An 18325-nucleotide genomic window follows, 5' to 3' on the forward strand; every position below is an offset into this window, starting at 1 on the left:
CGGTTCTGTCCGGCCGTGCTCAGGCGTTGCCCGCGGCGACCGGCTGATCCTTCTTGCCCGTGCCGCCGGACCGGCCGCGGCGGACGTTGAGATAGAGCAGCAGCGGAACGGCGACGCAGATGGACGAGTATGTCCCGATGCCGATGCCCCAGATCAGGGCGATGCTGAAGCCGCGGATGACTTCGCCGCCGAACACCACCAGAGCCAATACCGCCAGCAGCGTGGTCCCGCTGGTGATCAGCGTACGAGCGAGGGTCTGGTTGATCGCGGTGTTCAGCACCGTGGGAAGGTCGGTGGACTTGTGCCGCCGGAGGTCCTCGCGCACCCGGTCGAACACGACGACCGTGTCGTTGATCGAATAGCCGGCGACCGTCAGCACCGCGGCGACCGTGCTCAGGCTGAACTCCATCTGGGTCAGCGCGAAAAGGCCGATCGTGGCGATCACGTCATGGGTCAGCGCCGCGACCGCGGCCACGCCGAACTGCCATTCGAACCGGAACGACACATAGGCGAGGATGCCGCCGATCGCCAGGACCACGGCAAGGATGCCGGCCCGGATCAGCTCGTCGCCGACCTGCGGCCCGACGAACTCGGTCCTGCGGTACTCGACCGCCGGCCCCAGGGCGCCGCGCACCTGCTCGATCGCCGCCATCTGGGCCGCTTCGTCGCCTTCCTGGTGCGGAATGCGGATCATGACGTCGCGCGGGCCGCCGAACTCCTGCAGGGTCGCCTGTCCGATACCGAGGCCCGACAGCGTGTTCCGCATGGCGCCGATGTCGGCCGGTCCCTCCGTGCGCACTTCGATCAGGATGCCGCCGCGAAAATCGATGCCGAAGTTGAGCCCATGGGTGGCGATCACGACGATGGAACCCAGCACCAGAAGCCCGGAAAGGGCGAAGGCGATCAGCCGGCGGCCGATGAAGTCGATTTTGGTGTTGTCGGGAACGAGACGTATCGGTCGCATCGGAATTCCGCCTTAAATCGGGATGGCGCGCGGCCGGGTGCGGCGCAGCCAGGTGACCACCATCAGGCGGGTGACCATGACCGCGGTGAACATGGAGGTCAGGATGCCGATCGCGAGGGTCACCGCGAACCCCTTGATCGGGCCGGAGCCGAGGCTGAACAGCAGCAGCGCCGCGATCAGGGTCGTCAGGTTGCTGTCGATGATCGTAGTCAGCGCCCGGCTGTAGCCGGCGTCGATCGCCGCGACCGGGCTTCGGCCGTTCTGCATCTCCTCTCGGATCCGCTCGAAGATCAGCACGTTGGCATCGACCGCCATGCCGATCGTCAAAATGATGCCGGCGATGCCGGGTAGCGTCAGAGTCGCCTGGAGGATCGAAAGGGCCGCGAAGATCAGGGCGATGTTGAACATCAGCGCAACGTTCGCCATCAGTCCGAACAATCCGTAGGACGCACCCATGAAGACGACGACCAGGAGGAGACCCAGCAGGCTGGCGATCTTGCCTGCCTCGATGCTGTCGGCGCCGAGGCCCGGGCCGACGGTCCGCTCCTCCAGGATCGTGAGCGGTGCGGGGAGCGCGCCCGCGCGCAGCAACAGCGCCAAGTCCTGGGCCGCCTGTACCGTGAAACTGCCGGATATCACGCCGCTGCCGCCGAGGATCGGCTCGCGGATGACCGGGGCGCTGATCACCTTCTCGTCCAGCACGATAGCGAAGGGACGGCCGACATTGTCGCGGGTCGCGTCGCCGAACCGCCGGGCGCCGATTGAATCGAACTTGAAGCTGACGACCGGCTCGCCGTTCTGGAAGGACGGCTGGGCATCGACCAGCGTGTCGCCGCCGACGATCACCCGCCGGTTGACGACATAGGTCTGCCCCGGCACCTCCGCCGACGGCAGAAGCTCGGTCCCCGCCGGAAGCTGGCGAGCGGCCGCGTCGGCGGCGTTGACCGACTGGTCGACGAAGCGGAAATTCAGCTTGGCGGTCTGGCCGATCAGGCGCTTGACCCGCTCGGGGTCCTGCAGGCCGGGAAGCTGCACCAGGATGCGGTCCTCGCCCTGGCGCTGGATGGTCGGCTCGCGGGTGCCGGTCTCGTCGATACGGCGGCGGATGATCTCGATCGACTGGTCGACCGCCGACCGCTTGCGCGCCGCCACCGCTGTGTCGGTCAGCCGCGCGCTGATCCGGCCCGCCTCACCGGTCTCCACGGCGAGGTCGCTGTCGAGACCGCGGGCCAGCTGGTAAGCCCGTTCCCGATCACCCGCATCGCGCACGGCGAAGGTCACGGCACCGTCCTGAACGCCCAGGTCGGTGTAGCCGATCCGGGCTTCCCGCAGGGCGGTGCGGGCGCTGTCCACCAAACCGTTCAGGCGTTCGGTGATGACGGTGTCGACCTCCACCGCGAGCAGCAGGTGGGAGCCGCCCTGGAGGTCGAGGCCCAGATTGATGGTCCGGGTGGGCAGCCAACTCGGCAGGCCCTGGCCCATTTCCTCCACGGTCGATCGTGCGAGCAGGTTTGGAGCTGCGTAGATCACCCCCAGGACACAGACGAGGATGACCAGAACGATCTTCCACTTGGCGAAATGAACCATGGCTTGCCGATACCTGCCTCTTCGTCTGATTACTTGCGGCCGAACATCTTGCCGAAACCGCGGGAGGGCCCGGTGGTGTTGTCCTGCACCGGCTCGACGGTCGTCTCGGCGGCCGCGACATCGTTGTCGTCGCCCGTCGCGGTCCGGCTGCCCTTGGCGGGTTCGGTCTTCGCGAGCACCAGGTTGATCGTGGAGCGAAGCACGCGGACGCGGACGCCCTCGGCGATCTCGACCACCAGTTCGTCGTCCGCGCCGACCTTCGTGATCGTGCCGACGATGCCGCCGCCGGTGACGACCCGGTCGCCGCGGCGCAACGCCTCGAGCATGGACTTATGCTCCTTCAGCTTCTTTTGCTGCGGACGAATCAGCAGGAAATAGAAGACGACGAAGATCAGGATCAGCGGCAGAAACGACATCAGACCAGCCGCTCCCGCCCCATCCGCGGCCTGTGCATAGGCCGTCGATACGAACATCCGGTGCTCCTCTCGTTATATTCTTGGCGGACCGCGGGACTATAACGGCCCGCGCCCGGGTTGCAATCGAAACCGGCCAAGACTGGCGATCCGTCCGGAAGTCCTTTCAGGATGACCGACCCGTCTTGTGCTATGCCCGAGCTATGCTAGGGTTTGCCGCCCATGCGGCCCGATCGGGCCGACCGGGCTCCACATTCCTACCGCATATGTAGTCAGGTTCCCGGTCAGTGCAAACAGCTTCAGACAAAGACGATACATCCCTGCCCGTCCTGCTCGCCCGAATCGCGGACGCGCTCGAGCGCCTCGCCCCGCCGCCGGCGCCGTCGCCGGACCTGTGCGGGGCCGACGCCTTCACCTGGCACGCCGAGGGCCGGCGCCTCGTCCCGGTGCCCCAGGTCAACCGGGTGGAGCTGCCGCTCCTCCAGGGCGTCATGCGCCAGCGCGACACCCTGCTGGAGAACACCCGCCGCTTCGCCGGTGGGCTGCCGGCCAACAACGCGCTGCTGTGGGGCGCGCGCGGCATGGGCAAGAGCTCGCTGGTGAAGGCCGTCCACGCGACGGTATCCGAGGAGATGCCGGGTATCCTGGCCCTGGTGGAGATCCACCGGGAGGACATCCCGTCCCTCCCCGAGTTGCTGAACCTGCTGCGCGGCTCGAAGCGCCGCTTCGTGCTGTTCTGCGACGACCTGTCGTTCGACCATGACGACACCGCGTACAAGTCCCTGAAGGCGGTGCTGGACGGCGGGATCGAGGGCCGGCCGGCGAACGTCGTGTTCTACGCCACGTCCAACCGGCGCCACCTGATGTCGCGGGACATGATCGAGAACGAGCGCTCGACGGCGATCAATCCCCACGAGTCGGTGGAGGAGAAGGTGTCGCTGTCGGACCGTTTCGGCCTGTGGCTTGGGTTCCACAACTGCGACCAGCAGACCTTCTTCGCGATGGTCGAGGGCTACGCCGACCGTTTCGGCCTCGACATGGCTCGGGACCGGCTTCGGGCGGAGGCGATCGAATGGTCGATGACCCGCGGCAGCCGGTCGGGCCGCGTCGCCTGGCAGTTCATCCAGGACCTGGCCGGCCGTCTGGGGAAGCGTCTCGACTGACGCGCCGCTCGCCGGCGAGGTGGTCGCGCGGGTCCATCGCCCGGTTGGACTTGCGCAGTTCGAAATGGAGCTGCGGCGAGGAGACGTTGCCGGTGCTGCCGACGGTGCCGATCTTCTGCCCGCGCTTCACCGTGGCGCCGCGATCGACCAGCATCTCGTCCAGGTGGGCGTAGGCGCTCATCCAGCCGTCGGCGTGCCGGATCAGCAGCAGGTTGCCGAAACCGCGCAGTTCGTTGCCGGCATAGGCCACCACGCCGTTCTCCGCCGCCACGACGGTGGTGCCCTTCGGCGCGCTGATGTTCAGCCCGTCATTGTGAAGGCCGCCCGGCTTGGGTCCGAACTCCGACAGGATGGTCCCCCTGACCGGCCATTGGAAGCGGCCGGAACTGCGAGGTTCCGGCGTTTCGATGGCGGGCGGGCGGGCCGCGGCCACGGGAGGAGCTGCCGCGGGCGGTGCCGGGACCGCCGGAGCGGGCGCGGCCTGCGCCGGCTTGACCGGAACCCGGGGTACCGGCCGTGCTGCCGCCGGCGCGGTCGGAGGCTCAAGCGCGGCGACCTGTCCGCCCGGCATCGGTGGCGGCGGCAGTGTCGGCACCGGTGCCGGAGGGGGCTGGACCGGAGCGGGCGCGGCCACGACCGGCGGGGCGGGAACCGGCTGCGGAGCAGGCGTGGGCAAAGGGCCGGACTGGACGGCTCCGTACCCCGGACGCGGCGTATAGGCCGGATACTGCGGCTGAGGCGCTGGTTGTGGGGCCGGCTGGACCGCCGGAGGAGGAAGCGCCTGTGCGGAGACGGTCGGACGCGGGGCCGCCTCCGGCGGCCGGCTCGCCCCCACCGCATTCCGCTGGCCCACGTCCGCGGCCGGAGCCTGGGCGACCAGGGTGGCCGGGCCGCCGGGCAACCGGAGTTGCTGGCCGATCTTGATCGCGAAGGGTTCCTTCAACCCGTTCGTGCGCGCCAGTTCGGACATGCCGACCTGGTGCATGCGGGAGATGCTGGACATCGTGTCGCCGCGCTGAACGGTGTAGAACCGGGCGGACGGCAGCCGGAGCCGCTGGCCGATCGCAAGCGCATAGGGGGCCTTCAGGCCGTTCAGGTCGATCACCTCGCGCATCGGCACATTGTACCGCCGCGCGATCTCGTAGATGTTGTCGCCCCGCGCGACGGTGATCATGCCCGGTGCCGAGGGCGCCGGCTGCTCCTGGTAGATCGACACGGGCGCCGGCGCATCGGCGCGCGTACAGCCCGCGATGGCGAGGGCGGCCATGAGGGCCAGACGTTTTCCCGGTCTCATGGCGGTCAAGACGTGCGGGCGCGGGCGACCGGAACCGGAACCGGTTCGGGAAGCAGGGGCACGAATCGTACGGGCCACAGTTCCTCCCTGTGCAGGCCGGTTTCGGTGCGGCGGATGCGATAGACCCGCTGGTCGCGCCGGTCGGTTCCCAGCGGTACGACCATGACGCCGCCGATCGCGAGCTGATCCGTCAGGTCCTTCGGGACAGTGCCGTCGGCGGCGGCGGTGACCAGGATCCGGTCGAACGGAGCCTGCTCGGGCCAGCCCTTGGTACCGTCGCCCGCGCGGGTGGTGATGTTGTGCAGCCCGAGTTGGTGGAACCGGGCCTCGGCGTCGCGCAACAGCGGACGGTGCCGCTCGATCGTGTAGACCCGCCGGGTCAGCCGCGACAGGACCGCCGCCTGATAGCCGGACCCGGTGCCGATCTCCAGCACCTTGAGCCTGTTATGCAGTTCCAGCGCCTGGGTCATCATGGCGACCACCAGCGGCTGGCTGATCGTCTGGCCGGAGCCGATCGGCAGGGCCATGTCCTCGTAAGCCTGGTCGAGAAAAGAGGGCGGGACGAAAGCTTCGCGCGGCAATCGCTCGATCACGGCCAGTACCGCCGTGTCGGTCACGCCCGACCGGCGAAGCTGCATGATCAGGCGGATCTTTCGCGCGTCGATGCTCAAGCGAACACCGTCTTCAGCGTATCGAGGGTAGGGGTATGGGTCAGGTCCAGGAAAAGGGGGGTGATCGCGACGCCCTTGTCCATCACCACCCGATGTCGGTATCCGGCAGCGTGTCCGCCTCGCCGCGCAGGGTGCCGATCCAGAAATAGGCGCGACCGCGCGGATCGACCCGCTCGGTCAGGTCGTCGCCGACCTTGCGCTGACCGTGCCGGACGACATGGATGCCCTGCGCCTCGCCGGGCTCGACGCTCGGGAAATTGACGTTCATCAGCACGTTGCGCGGCCACGCGACCGAGACCGCCTTCCGTACCACCTCCGGTCCCCAGTGGAGCGCCGTCTGCCACAGCGCCGGCTGAGCCGGGTCGAGATGCTGGCTCATGGCGATGGCCGGCACGCCCAGCAGGGTCGCCTCCATCGCGGCGGCGATCGTGCCGGAGTAAGTGACGTCCTCGCCCAGGTTGCTGCCGTGGTTGACGCCGGACAGCACCAGGTCGGGCTTTCGGTCCTTGAGGATGTGGTTGATCGCCAGCAGAACGCAGTCGGTCGGCGTACCGTCGACCGCGAACCGGCGCTCGGCCATCTGCCGCATCCGCAGCGGCCGGTGCAGCGTCAGCGAGTGGCTGGCGCCGGACTGCTCGGTCTCCGGCGCCACCACCCAGACATCGTCGGACAGGGTGCGGGCGATCTTCTCCAGCACTTCCAGACCGGGGGCGTGGATGCCGTCGTCGTTGGACAGCAGGATCCGAGCCTTGGAGACGTCCAGGGGAGCCTTAAGCATCCGCCGCAATCCTATCGAGTCCACCCATGTAGGGCCGCAAGGCTTCCGGCACGATTATGGACCCATTTGGTTGCTGAAAGTTTTCCATGACGGCGATCAGGCATCGGCCGACCGCGACGCCGGAGCCGTTGAGCGTATGGACGAACTGGGTGTTCTTGTCGCCCCTGGGCCGGCAGCGGGCCTTCATGCGGCGTGCCTGGAAATCACCGCAGGTCGAGCAGCTCGAGATTTCCCGATAGGCGTTCTGCCCCGGCAGCCAGACCTCGATGTCATAGGTCCTGGTCGCGGAGAATCCCATGTCGCCGGTGCACAGCGCGATGGTGCGGAACGGCAGTTCCAGCCGCTTCAGGACGGTCTCGGCGCATTGCGTCATGCGCTCGTGCTCGGCATTGGACTGGTCCGGGCCGGTCACGCTGACCATCTCGACCTTCCAGAACTGGTGCTGGCGGATCATGCCGCGGGTGTCCTTGCCGGCGGCCCCGGCTTCGGAGCGGAAGCACGGCGTCAGCGCGGCCATGCGGAGCGGCAGGTCCTCCAGGTCGAGGATGCGGTCGGCCACCAGGTTGGTCAGCGGCACCTCGGCGGTCGGGATCAGCCAATGGCCGGTCGTGGTGCGGAACAGGTCCTCGGCGAATTTGGGCAGCTGCCCCGTGCCGAAGGCGGCCTCGTCGCGCACCATGAGGGGCGGCATCACCTCGGTGTAGCCGTGCTCGTTGACATGGAGGTCGAGCATGAACTGGCCGATCGCCCGCTCCAGCCGAGCCAGCTTGCCGCGCAGGACGGTGAACCGCGCGCCCGACAGCTTGGCTCCGGCGGCGAAGTCCATCAGCCCCAGCTTCTCGCCCAGTTCGAAATGCTCGACCGCATGGTTCAGGCGGGGCGGCTCGCCGACCCGGCGCAGCTCCACATTGCCGCTTTCATCGGGTCCGTCGGGAACGTCGTCGGCCGGAATGTTGGGCAGGCTGGCGAGAAGGGTGTCAAGGGCGGCGCCGGTCTCCCGCTCCTGCTCCTCGGTCTGCTGGATACCCTCCTTCAAGCCGGCGACTTCCGCCATCAGGTCCTGGGCACCGCGGCCCTCGCGCCTGGCCTTGCCGATCTCCTTGGAAGCCTCGTTGCGGCGGGCCTGCATCTCCTGCAGCGCGGTCTGGGCGGCGCGGCGGCGGGCGTCGAGGTCCAGGATTTCACCCGACATGGGCGACAGACCCCGTCTCGCCAGACCACGGTCGAAAGCTTCGGGATTGTCGCGAATCAGGCGTAAGTCGTGCATGAGACCACTGGATCGAAGACGTTACGGGAAGTTGTTTATAAAGCTCCTCATGTCCCCGGTCCAGCCGTGCGGACCAGAGCGCGGCGGACCGTGTTCATTCCGCCGCACACTGTGGCCCTGATCACTCAGCGGCTTCGGCTTCCTCTTCGCGCTTCGCCCGCTGCTTCTCCATGACGCGCGCGATCTGCACCGAAATCTCGTACAGGGCATAGAGCGGTATGGCGAGACCCAGCTGACTGATCACGTCGGGCGGCGTCATGATGGCGGCGGCGATCAGGATGATGACGATGGCGTACTTGCGCTTGGACGCCAGGGCTTCCGACGAGACGATGCCGGCCCTCGCCAGCAGGGTCAGCAGCACGGGAAGCTGGAACGCGATGCCGAAGGCGAAGATCAGGGTCATCACCAGCGACAGGTACTCGCCGACGCGCGCCTCGAACTGGATCGGCAGCCCCTCGGGGCCGGGCGCCAGCTGCTCGAAGCTCAGGAAGAAGCTCCAGGCGAGCGGAAAGACCGCGTAGTAGACCAGCGCGCCGCCCAGGAAGAACATGATCGGCGTGGCGACCAGGAACGGCAGGAAGGCATTGCGCTCGTGCTTGTAGAGGCCGGGCGCGATGAACATCCAGAGCTGGCTGGCGATGACCGGGAAAGCCAGGAACATCGCCGCCCAGAACGCGACCTTGACGTAGGTGAAGAAGGCTTCCGTCAGGCCGGTATAGATCATCCGCCGCCCTTCATGGCCGAGCAGGTCGGCCAGCGGACGGACAAGGAAGGCGTAGATGTCGGCGCTGAAATAGTAGCAGATCAGGAAGGCGGCGAAGATCGCCGCTATCGAGTACATCAGCCGATTGCGCAGCTCGATCAGGTGATCGAGCAGCGGCATCTTGCTGTCGTCGAGGCCGTCGTCGCTCACGGTGGTCACGCCCGCTTGTCAGGGGTATCGCCCGGCACCACGGCCGGTTCGGGAATCTTGTGGTCGGCCGCTGCGGCGGGAAGCTGCGGCGGCGCGTCCGCCGCGGGGATCTGGGCCGCCTGGACCGCCCCGGTCCCCCGGACATCCCGGTGGGCCGCCCTGTCCGCCTCGGCCTCCGGGTCATCCTCGTCGCGCGGGCGGGCCGTGACGGCGGGGCTGGAAGTGATGTTGGGGTCGAACGCATTGCGCAGGGAACCGGAGGGGTCGATGGTATTCTCGACCTCCTTCGTCAGGTTCAGGTTGCGCAGCTCGGTCGCCTGCCGGCGCACGTCCTCCAGATCGGCATCGCGGATCATCTCGTCCACGCTGTTCTGGAAGTCGCGGGTCAGCATGCGCGCCTTGCGCACCCAGATGCCGACGGTCTTCAGGACCTTGGGCAAGTCCTTGGGCCCTATCACGAGCAACGCCACCACCATGATGACGAGCAGTTCGGACCAGCCAATATCAAGCATTACGGATCGTCCAGGGACGGCGGAAGGGACCCACTACGATAGGCGGGGCGGCGGGCGACATGGAACTGCCAGGCGCTTTGCGGACGCTCTGCCGGGTCCGCTCAGGTCTTGGCCGTCTCGTCCTTCTTGACCGTGGTGGTGTGATCCACCGTCGGAGCCCCTGTCGCCGGAACGGGAGCCGCGGGATGCCCCGGCGCGGCATGGACCGAGGTCTGGACCGGCTGGGTCGTGGCGTGGCTGTCGATCACCCGGGGCTGATCGGCGACACCGTCATCGTCGTCGTCCTTCAGTCCGGACTTGAAGTTCTTGACCCCCTTGGCGACGTCACCCATCACCTTCGGCAGCTTGCCGGCTCCGAAAATGATCAGGACGATCACGAGGATCAGGACCACCTGCCAAATACCGATACTCATTGAGAATTCTCCAAAGTCCGCTCATGGGTGCGCGCTGCGGCGGGATATTGGCAGAAAGGCAAACCGACCGCAACGACCCGGGGGGCCAAACCACCCCGGGATATCACAACTGTTTATGTCGGATCTTTGGCGGGAAACACGAAGGCTTGCCGCGTGTCCAGCGTGATTGCCACGTGGGAGTCCTCGGACGGAAGGAACTGGCCGGGCATCCGGGAGTGCAGGTGGCGCCCGTGGCCGCCGTCCGGCACCTCGAGGTGGATCAGGCTGGTCCGGCCGAGCAGCCGGGCGGCCATCACCCGGCCGAGATTGGGTACGCGCGCGCCGGCGACGGCATCCGGCGCGGAGAGCTGAAGCGCCTCGGGACGGATCAGCACTTCGGCCGCGGCCCCTTCCGGCAGGTCGCAGGGCACGCGGCCGACCGGAGTCTCGACCGCGCCGCCGCGCACCCGGCCGCCGATCCGGTTGACCTCCCCGAAGAACTGCGCGGCGAACGCGTCGGCCGGACGGGTATAGAGATCGACGGGGGTGCCCAGCTGTATCAGCTTGCCGTCCTGCATCAGGGCGATCCGGTCGGCCAGGAACATCGCCTCCTCCGGGTCGTGGGTGACCAGCATCGTGGCCGCTCCCGTCTTCTTCAACACATGGAGCGTCTCGTCGCGCACCTGCTCGCGCAGGCGGGCGTCGAGTCCGGAGAACGGCTCGTCCAGCAGAAGCACTGCCGGGTTGGGAGCCAGCGCGCGCGCCAGCGCCACGCGCTGCTGCTGCCCGCCCGACAGGGCATGGGGGAAATGGTCGGCGTGGGCCGCCATGCCGACCTGCTCCAGCGTCTCCATGGCGCGGCGGCGCCGGATTTCGACCGGGATGCCGGACAGGCCGAATCGGACGTTGTCGATCACCGACAGGTGCGGGAACAGCGCATAGTCCTGGAACACCAGCCCGACCCCGCGCCGCTCCGGCGGAATGCAGGCGCCGTCGTCGGCGACCACCTTGCCGTTGATCCGCACGGTGCCGCTCTGAAGCGCCTCCAGCCCCGCCGCGACCCGCAGCAATGTGGACTTGCCGCAGCCGCTGGGACCGACCAGGCACATGATCTCGCCGCGCGCGATGGCGAGGCTGACGTCGTCGACCGCCACCATCCCGCCGTAGCGGTGCCGGATATGGTCGAGCCCGAGCACCTCCTCCGCCGCCGACGCCGCCCGCCGCGGAACCGGTCCGGAGGCATCGTGCAAGGCCTTGGGATGGGTCTCGACGTCAATCTCGCCGCCCTGGGAACGGGAACCGGCCGCAGCCGGCGAGCTGCCGACCCAGGCGGCCGCGCGTCCGCGCAGGGCAGCCCGCAGGGTTGAACGCAGGCTCAAGGGGCGGACGGTCGCGGTGCGATTGTCGAAATAGGAATGATCCATCGGTCCCGGTCGCTGCTTTCATGGGCGGGCACAAGCGGCTATTAAGCCACGCCGGACCAGGATTGCAATTGGTTCTTAAAACCAGTCGCAAGGCGGAGGTGGTTTGTCGCAGGCCACTACTGGCCGGAGGGGTGCCCGACCGCCTGCCGGTCGGACAGATCCTTTGTGCAGGCCAGCGGAAAACAGCAGATCAGGTTCGCTATGGGCATCTTTGCGATCCCGGCGCTGCGAAGGGCAAGTCCGGCCAGCCCGACATCAGGAGGGTTGCAGCACCTTGACACCAAAGCCGTAAAAATGGCATGAAATCGGCTTAAAATAGCGACTTCAAGGATCGATGATGTCGTTTGACGAGTTTGTTCAACGATTGACGCAGTGTCTTGAAGCGGCATTCGGCCCCGGAAAGGTCAAGGTCCAGCCGGTAGGTGGCTTCGGGAATCACGGCAGGCAGTTTAGTGTCGGTAGCAACCACGTGATCCTCAATCCTGCCGTCGGAGGTTTGGACGTCAATGATGCTCCCAAAGCAAAGTTCGTCGCGAAGTTCGACCGCATGATGCGGCCTATCCCCCAGGGGAACAGGTTCTTATTGGATTGCGCGCGCCATTCTTGATAGCTTATCGAAGTTGGTATACCCTAAACCTTCACGTTATGGTCGCATGACGTTAGGCAGGCAACCCAATGGCTACTTATCCGGCGACGGTCAAGAACGATCCTGATGAAGGAATATTCGTGATCGAGTTTCCTGACTTTGAATAAGCGATCGCCGCAGGAAGAATAGAAAAGGATAATCCTGTAGACGTCGGCCGAAGATGCCTGATGGACACCATCTGGTTCCGATTGGAAGGGGGGCGTGGGATACCTGCGCCCTCGCAGGTGAGTTCGGATCAGCTTCCGATCCCGGTCGTCAATTTCACCGTCAATGACAATGCGACGATAGAAAACGCCGTTCTCGACTCTTTCGTGAGAGCCGTCGACGAGTCCGCGAGGGAGTTCATGAGGCGCGGCAGGCACCGGATTGCCGAGGCTGTCCAATCGAAGCAATGGCGCCCCGGGAACGGCAGGATATCCAACGTCCAGGAAGCGCATATGGCGAAGGTGTGGGACATCGTCGCGTCACTCCTACCACACCGCGAAGAGGCGAGATCGGAAAGCCGGAACGCTGCCCGACCGAACTTCTGAACCCTGCCCTTCCTTACGGGACGCTTCTCCTCAGGAAGATTCATCGGTCAAGCCGACTGCTGGTCATTGACGCGCCTTGATCGGAATTTTTCCGAGTGGCCGCTGCGCCACCCCCGGGCGACCGCGAAACCGCCGACGGCCAGCAGCATCGGGAGGATCGAGAAGAGGAAGCGCCCTTCCTCGCCCCGTTCCCCGACGGACACCAGAACCGCGACGAGAAGCGTCGAGGCGGCCAGCCACCAGCGTTGGTCGAGCCATGGCCATGACCTGCGGCGGATCAGCACGGCCGCCCCGGCGACGACATAACCGGCCAGGGTGATGACCAGAGCCGTCACGGCGCCCCGATAGACCGTGATGCCCACCCCCTGCGGGTCGCGGTCGTACATCCGGGTCGGCGCGCTGGCGAAAACCGCGAGACGGTCCAGGACATGGCCTGCCGCCCGGAACGGCTCTTCCAGGATCCTGGCGACGACCAGCGATTTCAGCGCCTCGCTCTCCCTGTAGACTTCCGACGTGTTCAGGTCGGCCCAAAGTTCGTTCGCGCCCTCCCGCACGCGTGGCAGTTCCTCCAGGCGGCGGGCGGCCCGTATGTCGGGGTCGAATTCCTCCCAGGCCCGCTGAAGGTTGAAACCGGACACGTTGGTCCAGGTCAGCTGTTGGTCGTGGGCCAGCCAGACATGCAGGTGCCACCCGCCCGAGAGTATCACCACGGGAAGGAGGAAGGCGGCCAGGGCCCCTGCCCTTCCCCGCGCCGAGGGAGGTGCCGTCCCGACGATGCGGTGGATCTCCACCGCCATGAACAGCGGCAGCAGGAAGACCATGAAGGGCCGGGTCAGATCCAGGAGCGAGAGACACAGCCCTGCCGCCGCCAGCGTTCCGGGCCGCCGGCCTCTCAGCCACGCCCGGACCAGCAGGAAATAGCCCAGCGTCAGCAGGGCGAACAGGGGATCGTAGTTGGCCGGGTTGCCGGCATGGACCGCCACGCCGCGGTGAGCCAGGAACAGCCCCAGGATCAGCACGGCGATCCGCAACCGCGGCTCCGCCGGCTGGATCAGCACGGCCATCGTGAAAGCCAGCGCGATCGTGACGGGATAGAGGACACTCGAGAACAGCGTCAGGTCTTGGAAACCGACCCACCAAAGCAGTTCCAGCGTCGAGAGCACGGGAGGCATCCCGGTCCGCAACCCCGCCAGGTGGTTCCAGACGTCGCCGACTGTCCGGATAGTCTCCAGGTCCAGCACCCGCATCCAGGTGACCGAGGCGGTGGCCGCGTAGCCCCAGACCGGTACCAGGAAAATGCCGCAGATCAGCAGGAACCGCGCGACGTTCCCGCACCTATCGATACCCATTCCGGCGACCCGCGCTCCAGTCCAGTGTCAGGACTTCCGAACACGGGGTCAGGGAACAGGTTCCGGCAGGGCCGCGATCTCCCTCAGCAGTTTCGCGAGGATCGCGTCGGCGAAGCTCGCGGGGCCTCTGGCGACGACGACGAAGGAGCCGGGACCGCCGATCACGTTGTCCTGGAAATAGACATCCAGGTGACGCCGCCGGTCTCGATCCTCGGCCCAGGGCAGCAGGCCCGCGCGGAGGATCGGCAGTCCGTTGATAATGACCCCCGACTTGACGGCATCGTCGCGGGCAAGCGTGACCGGGCGACCGACATTGTTCTCGCCGTCGCCCGAGATGTCGATCACCTGCCGCGTTCCTTCGAACCCGTTCGTGGCGAACAGGTTGACGCAGTGGTCGATCAGGGCGCTGATCGAGGTCCGCGCCTCCGTCACCGTCGGCCCGCCCGCCAGCTCCCGGCTGAACGACTTGGCGCTCGCCGGGCCGTCGATCATCCGCCAGTCCGCCACCGTGCGCTGCAGCTTGTCGTCCGCCCATTCCACGTAGGTCACCGCGATACGGCCCAGCGCGCCGCCCTGGATCGCCTCCACCACCCGCCTGTCGGTGATCGCGCGGGCATAGCCGCTGCGCTGCAGATGGGCATCCTCTTCGTTGACCGAGCCGGAGACATCCACGGCTAGCACCAGCTCGAGGTCCACCGGAATCTCCGCCCGGGCCGTCATGGCGGAAACCGCCAGCACCAGCCCGGCGCATCCGCTCAGCACCGCACGCACCCTCATCCTGTTTCCCCCAATGCCAACCCTGTGATTGCAACGCTTTCTCCGGCATCGGGTTAGATAGTTTGAGTCTGATGCCCGAAAAGGAAAGCCGAATGGTCAGCTTGGGACCGGATAACGTGCGGATAGGCGCCCATGCCGTGGACAAGGCCGACGCCATACGCCAGGCGGGCGGCATCCTGGTCGATGGCGGCTACATCCGGCCCGGTTACGTCGACAGCATGATGCGCCGGGAGACGGTCACCGCCACGTATCTGGGCAACGGCATCGCCATTCCCCATGGCCTGCCGCAGGACCGTGAACTGATCCGGCACACCGGACTTTCGGTTCTCCAGCTGCCTCACGGCGTCGAGTGGAATCCAGGCGAGATCGTGCATCTCGTGGTCGGCATCGCCGCCCGCTCCGACGAGCATATCGGCGTGCTGCAGAAGCTGACCGACGTGCTGGAGGACGAGGCGACCGTGATGCGGCTCGCCCGCACCCACGACGTCAACGAGATCGCGGCTGCGCTCGACCCGGCCCGGTCGGCCGAAGCGCCCCCCGCTCCCGCGCCGTCCGCCCCGATCCTGGGCGGCGGGCAGCGGGTCGACCTCGAAGTCACCGGGGGCACCGGCCTGCACGCCCGGCCGGCCTCGGTTTTCGTGTCGCTGGCGAAGCAGTTCAACTCCGATATCCGGGTCAGCCATGCCGGCAAGACCGCCAACGGAAAGAGCATGGTGTCCATGCTCCGGCTCGGCGTCGAGCGCGGCGGGATCATCAGCGTTACCGCCGACGGTCCGGACGCGGCCAAGGCCCTGCAGACCCTTCGGGAGGCCGTCGAGACGGGCCTGGGCGAGGAGGACGAGGCGGCTCACGCGGCCCCCGAACCGGCGGTGCAGGTCGGCCGCCAGGAGACATTCCCGCCCGAGGCCGCGCCGGACGAGCCCGGACTGGTCCGCGGCGTCGCGGCCGCGCCCGGCATCGCGATCGCGCCTCTCCACCAGTTGCGGAAGCAGGCGGACGAGGTCCTGGAGCAGCATGCCGTCGACCCGGGTGCCGAACGCTCGGACTTCGACCATGCGGTCGACCGCGCCGGCGCGGAGTTGGAAGAGCTTCACCGAACCGTCGGACGCCGGGCCGGCGAGATGGAGGCCCGGATCTTCGTCGCCCACCGCGAGTTCCTGGAGGACCCCGACCTGATCGAAGCGGTGCATCACCGCATCGATCAGGGGGAAAGTGCGCCGTTCGCCTGGCGGGAGACGATCGAGGAGCGGGCGAACGAACTGGCCGCCCTGAGCGACCCGCTCCTGGCGGGCCGGGCCAACGACCTCCGCGACGTCGGCGCCCGCGTCATGCGCCTCCTGGTCCGGCGCAACGACGCCGAGGCGGCCGCCCTGCCCGACCACGAGATCATCCTGGTCGCCGAGGACCTGACGCCGTCGGATACGGCGTCGCTCGACCCGGACTTGGTCAAAGGCATCCTGACGGCCCTGGGCGGCCCCAACTCCCACACCGCGATCCTGGCGCGCTCGCTGGACATCCCGGCGGTGGTCGGAGCCGGTCCGCAGGTGCTGGACCTGGCGAGCGGCGTGACCGCCGTCCTGGACGGCACGCGCGGCACCCTGCTGCCGGATCCGGACGCCGACCGGCTGGAACAGGCGCGGCAGGCCCGGCACGGCGCCGGCCAGCGGCGCGCGGTGGTGCTGGAGGCCGCATATCGCCCGGCGATCACCGTGGACGGTCATCGGGTGGAGATCGCCGCCAACATCGGCGCGGTGCCGGAGGCGGAGCGCGCGGTCCAGGCCGGCGGCGAAGCAGTCGGGTTGCTGCGCACCGAGTTCCTGTTCCAGGACCGCACCGATCCGCCCAGCGAGGAGGAGCAGTACGAGGCCTACCGCGAGATGGCCGAGGCCCTCGGTGGGCTGCCCCTGATCGTCCGCACGCTGGATGCGGGCGGCGACAAGCCGCTGCCCTACATCTCCATGGCGCATGAGGAGAACCCGTTCCTGGGCCAGCGCGGCATCCGGCTGTCGTTCTCCATGCCCGACCTGTTCCGCAGCCAGCTCCGCGCGATCCTGCGCGCCGCGTCGCATGGCGAGATCAAGATCATGTTCCCCATGGTCACCTCGCTCCACGAGTTCCGCCGGGGCCGCAGCCTGGTCGAGGAGGTCCGGCGCGAGGTGGACGGGCCGAACGTCGACGTCGGCATCATGGTGGAGGTGCCGTCGTCGGCCGTGATGGCCGACCTGCTGGCCCGCGAGGTGGATTTCTTCTCCATCGGGACCAACGACCTGACCCAGTACACCCTGGCGATGGACCGCGGCCATCCGGCCCTGGCCCGAGAGGCCGACGGTCTGCACCCCGCCGTGCTGCGGATGGTCGACCAGACCGTGCGCGCCGCCCATGGCGAGGGGAAATGGGTCGGCGTCTGCGGCAACCTGGCGGCCGACCCCGCCGCGGCGCCCATCCTGATCGGCCTCGACGTGGACGAGTTGAGCGTCGGCGTTCCCAACATCCCCGCCCTGAAGGCGCAGATCCGCGAAATGGCCTACGAGGACGCCAAGGACCTGGCGCGCCGGGCGCTGGCGTGCAGCGCCGCCGCGGAAGTCAGGGCCCTGACCGGCGAGGCGGCCTGAGCCATGGACAACAGGGAAACGATGGACACCGAAACCGCCGAGGTCACCCGGGCGACGGGAGCCGCTGATGCCGACACGACGATCCGCGTCGCCACCGTCACTCTCAATCCGGCGATCGACCAGACGATCTCCATCCCGAATTTCGCCGCAGGACAGGTCAACCGCGTCGAGTGGGAACAGGCCGATCCCGGGGGCAAGGGCGTCAACGTCGCGGCCTTCCTCGCCGATTTCGGCTGCGCGGTCAGCGTCACCGGGATCCTCGGCACGGACAACATCGAGATCTTCCGGAGCTTCTTCGCCGACAAGGGAATAGCCGACCGCTTCGTGACCGTGCCCGGCCGGACGCGGGCCAACGTGAAGATCCTGGACACGCCCAACAAGCGCATCACCGACATAAACCTGCCGGGCCTGCCCTTCTCGGCGGAGAGCCTGACCTGGCTGCGGGGCGCCATCGACACGCTGGCGGTCGACCACGACTGGTTCGTGCTGTCCGGCAGCACGCCGTCGGGCACGCCGGAGACGGTCTACGCCGAGATGGTCGCCGACCTGCGCGGGCGCGGCAAGAACGTCGTGCTGGACGCCAGCGGCCCCGCCTTCGCGCGCGGCGTCGCGGCGCTGCCCTACGCGATCAAGCCGAACCTGGAGGAACTGGAGGAGCTGGTCGGCCGCAAGCTGCCCGACGAAGCCGCTGTTCTGGCCGCGGTCCTGGAACTGATCGACCGCGGCATCGGCTGCGTCGTCGTCTCCATGGGGGCCGACGGCGCGATCTTCGCCGAAGGCACGGCCCGCCTCGCGGTCAGGCCGCCGGCGGTCATCGTGCGCAGCACAGTGGGAGCCGGCGACGCCATGGTCGCCGGGTTCATCGCGGGCAGGCTGCGCGGCCTGGACCTGGAAGGTTGCGCCCGCCTGGCGACCGCCTTCTCGCTCGGCACGCTGACGACCGTCGGGCCGCACCTGCCGCCGCTGGAAACGATCGAGAAATCCATGGACGAGATCGATATCCGGGTCCTCGCCCGCTAGACGCATTACCGCT

17 protein-coding genes are annotated in these 18325 nt (G+C 67.6%); 4 read left to right on the forward strand and 13 right to left on the reverse strand.

What is annotated here, in order from left to right:
- Nucleotides 1-19: 19 nt before the first annotated feature.
- The 3 genes from secF to yajC are packed head-to-tail and all read right to left on the reverse strand — an operon-like array spanning nt 20 to nt 3024.
- The gene (gene secF / locus DPR14_RS15745) at nt 20-964 is read right to left on the reverse strand and encodes a protein translocase subunit SecF (RefSeq protein ID WP_158045994.1); all 945 of its coding nucleotides are present in this window, start codon (nt 962-964) and stop codon (nt 20-22) included.
- A gap of 12 nt (nt 965-976) precedes the next feature.
- The gene (secD, locus tag DPR14_RS15750) at nt 977-2551 is read right to left on the reverse strand and encodes a protein translocase subunit SecD (RefSeq protein ID WP_158045995.1); all 1575 of its coding nucleotides are present in this window, start codon (nt 2549-2551) and stop codon (nt 977-979) included.
- Nucleotides 2552-2580: 29 nt separating this feature from the next.
- Nucleotides 2581-3024, reverse strand: a complete 444-nt coding sequence (yajC, locus tag DPR14_RS15755; protein ID WP_158045996.1) for a preprotein translocase subunit YajC — start codon at nt 3022-3024, stop codon at nt 2581-2583.
- A gap of 227 nt (nt 3025-3251) precedes the next feature.
- On the opposite strand from yajC, the gene DPR14_RS15760 reads away from it, so the two are divergent.
- Nucleotides 3252-4127 (forward strand): ATP-binding protein, encoded by an 876-nt coding sequence (locus DPR14_RS15760; protein ID WP_158045997.1) that lies wholly within the window; start codon nt 3252-3254, stop codon nt 4125-4127.
- On the opposite strand, the gene DPR14_RS15765 is transcribed toward DPR14_RS15760, so the two are convergent.
- The 8 genes from DPR14_RS15765 to DPR14_RS15805 form a co-directional block, all read right to left on the reverse strand.
- On the reverse strand, nt 4084-5394 hold the full coding sequence (locus DPR14_RS15765; protein ID WP_246148215.1) for a peptidoglycan DD-metalloendopeptidase family protein: 1311 nt from the start codon (nt 5392-5394) through the stop codon (nt 4084-4086). The two genes, DPR14_RS15760 and DPR14_RS15765, sit on opposite strands and share 44 nt — an antisense overlap.
- 32 nt (nt 5395-5426) lie before the next feature.
- Nucleotides 5427-6092, reverse strand: coding sequence for a protein-L-isoaspartate(D-aspartate) O-methyltransferase (locus tag DPR14_RS15770; protein WP_158045998.1), 666 nt, complete (start codon nt 6090-6092; stop codon nt 5427-5429).
- Nucleotides 6093-6174: 82 nt separating this feature from the next.
- On the reverse strand, nt 6175-6870 hold the full coding sequence (surE, locus tag DPR14_RS15775; protein WP_343038654.1) for a 5'/3'-nucleotidase SurE: 696 nt from the start codon (nt 6868-6870) through the stop codon (nt 6175-6177).
- On the reverse strand, nt 6863-8137 hold the full coding sequence (gene serS / locus DPR14_RS15780; RefSeq protein WP_158045999.1) for a serine--tRNA ligase: 1275 nt from the start codon (nt 8135-8137) through the stop codon (nt 6863-6865). The genes surE and serS overlap by 8 nt, the downstream gene beginning before the upstream one ends.
- Before the next feature lie 121 nt (nt 8138-8258).
- Nucleotides 8259-9059, reverse strand: coding sequence for a twin-arginine translocase subunit TatC (gene tatC / locus DPR14_RS15785; protein ID WP_343038655.1), 801 nt, complete (start codon nt 9057-9059; stop codon nt 8259-8261).
- The gene (gene tatB / locus DPR14_RS27455; RefSeq protein WP_192498967.1) at nt 9056-9562 is read right to left on the reverse strand and encodes a Sec-independent protein translocase protein TatB; all 507 of its coding nucleotides are present in this window, start codon (nt 9560-9562) and stop codon (nt 9056-9058) included. Before tatB ends, tatC begins: the two co-directional genes overlap by 4 nt.
- A gap of 101 nt (nt 9563-9663) precedes the next feature.
- The gene (gene tatA / locus DPR14_RS28900) at nt 9664-9975 is read right to left on the reverse strand and encodes a twin-arginine translocase TatA/TatE family subunit (RefSeq protein WP_158046000.1); all 312 of its coding nucleotides are present in this window, start codon (nt 9973-9975) and stop codon (nt 9664-9666) included.
- A gap of 113 nt (nt 9976-10088) precedes the next feature.
- On the reverse strand, nt 10089-11378 hold the full coding sequence (locus tag DPR14_RS15805) for an ABC transporter ATP-binding protein (RefSeq protein ID WP_158046001.1): 1290 nt from the start codon (nt 11376-11378) through the stop codon (nt 10089-10091).
- 813 nt (nt 11379-12191) lie between these two features.
- Between DPR14_RS15805 and DPR14_RS15810 the strand changes: the two genes are divergently transcribed.
- The gene (locus DPR14_RS15810) at nt 12192-12554 is read left to right on the forward strand and encodes a hypothetical protein (RefSeq protein ID WP_158046002.1); all 363 of its coding nucleotides are present in this window, start codon (nt 12192-12194) and stop codon (nt 12552-12554) included.
- Nucleotides 12555-12601: 47 nt separating this feature from the next.
- Here the strand turns inward: DPR14_RS15810 and DPR14_RS15815 are convergent, their stop codons facing one another.
- A complete protein-coding gene (locus DPR14_RS15815) occupies nt 12602-13903 on the reverse strand; it encodes a hypothetical protein (protein ID WP_158046003.1) in 1302 nt (433 codons plus the stop codon).
- 48 nt (nt 13904-13951) lie between these two features.
- Nucleotides 13952-14680: a DUF1194 domain-containing protein gene (locus DPR14_RS15820; RefSeq protein WP_158046004.1), complete on the reverse strand. Its 729-nt coding sequence runs from the start codon at nt 14678-14680 to the stop codon at nt 13952-13954.
- Nucleotides 14681-14772: 92 nt separating this feature from the next.
- Here DPR14_RS15820 and ptsP point away from each other — a divergent pair, with 92 nt between their 5' ends.
- On the forward strand, nt 14773-17292 hold the full coding sequence (ptsP, locus tag DPR14_RS15825) for a phosphoenolpyruvate--protein phosphotransferase (RefSeq protein ID WP_158046005.1): 2520 nt from the start codon (nt 14773-14775) through the stop codon (nt 17290-17292).
- Nucleotides 17293-17313: 21 nt separating this feature from the next.
- Entirely contained in the window at nt 17314-18312 is a 999-nt protein-coding gene (gene pfkB / locus DPR14_RS15830; protein ID WP_158046006.1) for a 1-phosphofructokinase, read from the forward strand.
- Nucleotides 18313-18325 lie beyond the last annotated feature (13 nt).

Source organism: Skermanella pratensis (assembly GCF_008843145.1).
GTDB lineage: Bacteria > Pseudomonadota > Alphaproteobacteria > Azospirillales > Azospirillaceae > Skermanella > Skermanella pratensis.

Excerpts from the sequence above, each read along its gene's own strand:
- DPR14_RS15815 (WP_158046003.1), bottom strand. The coding sequence starts at position 13,903 with ATGGGTATCGATAGGTGCGGGAACGTCGCGCGGTTCCTGCTGATCTGC.
- DPR14_RS15820 (WP_158046004.1), bottom strand. The coding sequence starts at position 14,680 with ATGAGGGTGCGTGCGGTGCTGAGCGGATGCGCCGGGCTGGTGCTGGCG.
- DPR14_RS15810 (WP_158046002.1), top strand. The coding sequence starts at position 12,192 with ATGGACACCATCTGGTTCCGATTGGAAGGGGGGCGTGGGATACCTGCG.
- ptsP (WP_158046005.1), top strand. The coding sequence starts at position 14,773 with ATGGTCAGCTTGGGACCGGATAACGTGCGGATAGGCGCCCATGCCGTG.
- surE (WP_343038654.1), bottom strand. The coding sequence starts at position 6,870 with ATGCTTAAGGCTCCCCTGGACGTCTCCAAGGCTCGGATCCTGCTGTCC.
- serS (WP_158045999.1), bottom strand. The coding sequence starts at position 8,137 with ATGCACGACTTACGCCTGATTCGCGACAATCCCGAAGCTTTCGACCGT.
- tatA (WP_158046000.1), bottom strand. The coding sequence starts at position 9,975 with ATGAGTATCGGTATTTGGCAGGTGGTCCTGATCCTCGTGATCGTCCTG.
- tatB (WP_192498967.1), bottom strand. The coding sequence starts at position 9,562 with ATGCTTGATATTGGCTGGTCCGAACTGCTCGTCATCATGGTGGTGGCG.
- pfkB (WP_158046006.1), top strand. The coding sequence starts at position 17,314 with ATGGACACCGAAACCGCCGAGGTCACCCGGGCGACGGGAGCCGCTGAT.
- secD (WP_158045995.1), bottom strand. The coding sequence starts at position 2,551 with ATGGTTCATTTCGCCAAGTGGAAGATCGTTCTGGTCATCCTCGTCTGT.
- secF (WP_158045994.1), bottom strand. The coding sequence starts at position 964 with ATGCGACCGATACGTCTCGTTCCCGACAACACCAAAATCGACTTCATC.
- yajC (WP_158045996.1), bottom strand. The coding sequence starts at position 3,024 with ATGTTCGTATCGACGGCCTATGCACAGGCCGCGGATGGGGCGGGAGCG.
- DPR14_RS15765 (WP_246148215.1), bottom strand. The coding sequence starts at position 5,394 with ATGGCCGCCCTCGCCATCGCGGGCTGTACGCGCGCCGATGCGCCGGCG.
- DPR14_RS15805 (WP_158046001.1), bottom strand. The coding sequence starts at position 11,378 with ATGGATCATTCCTATTTCGACAATCGCACCGCGACCGTCCGCCCCTTG.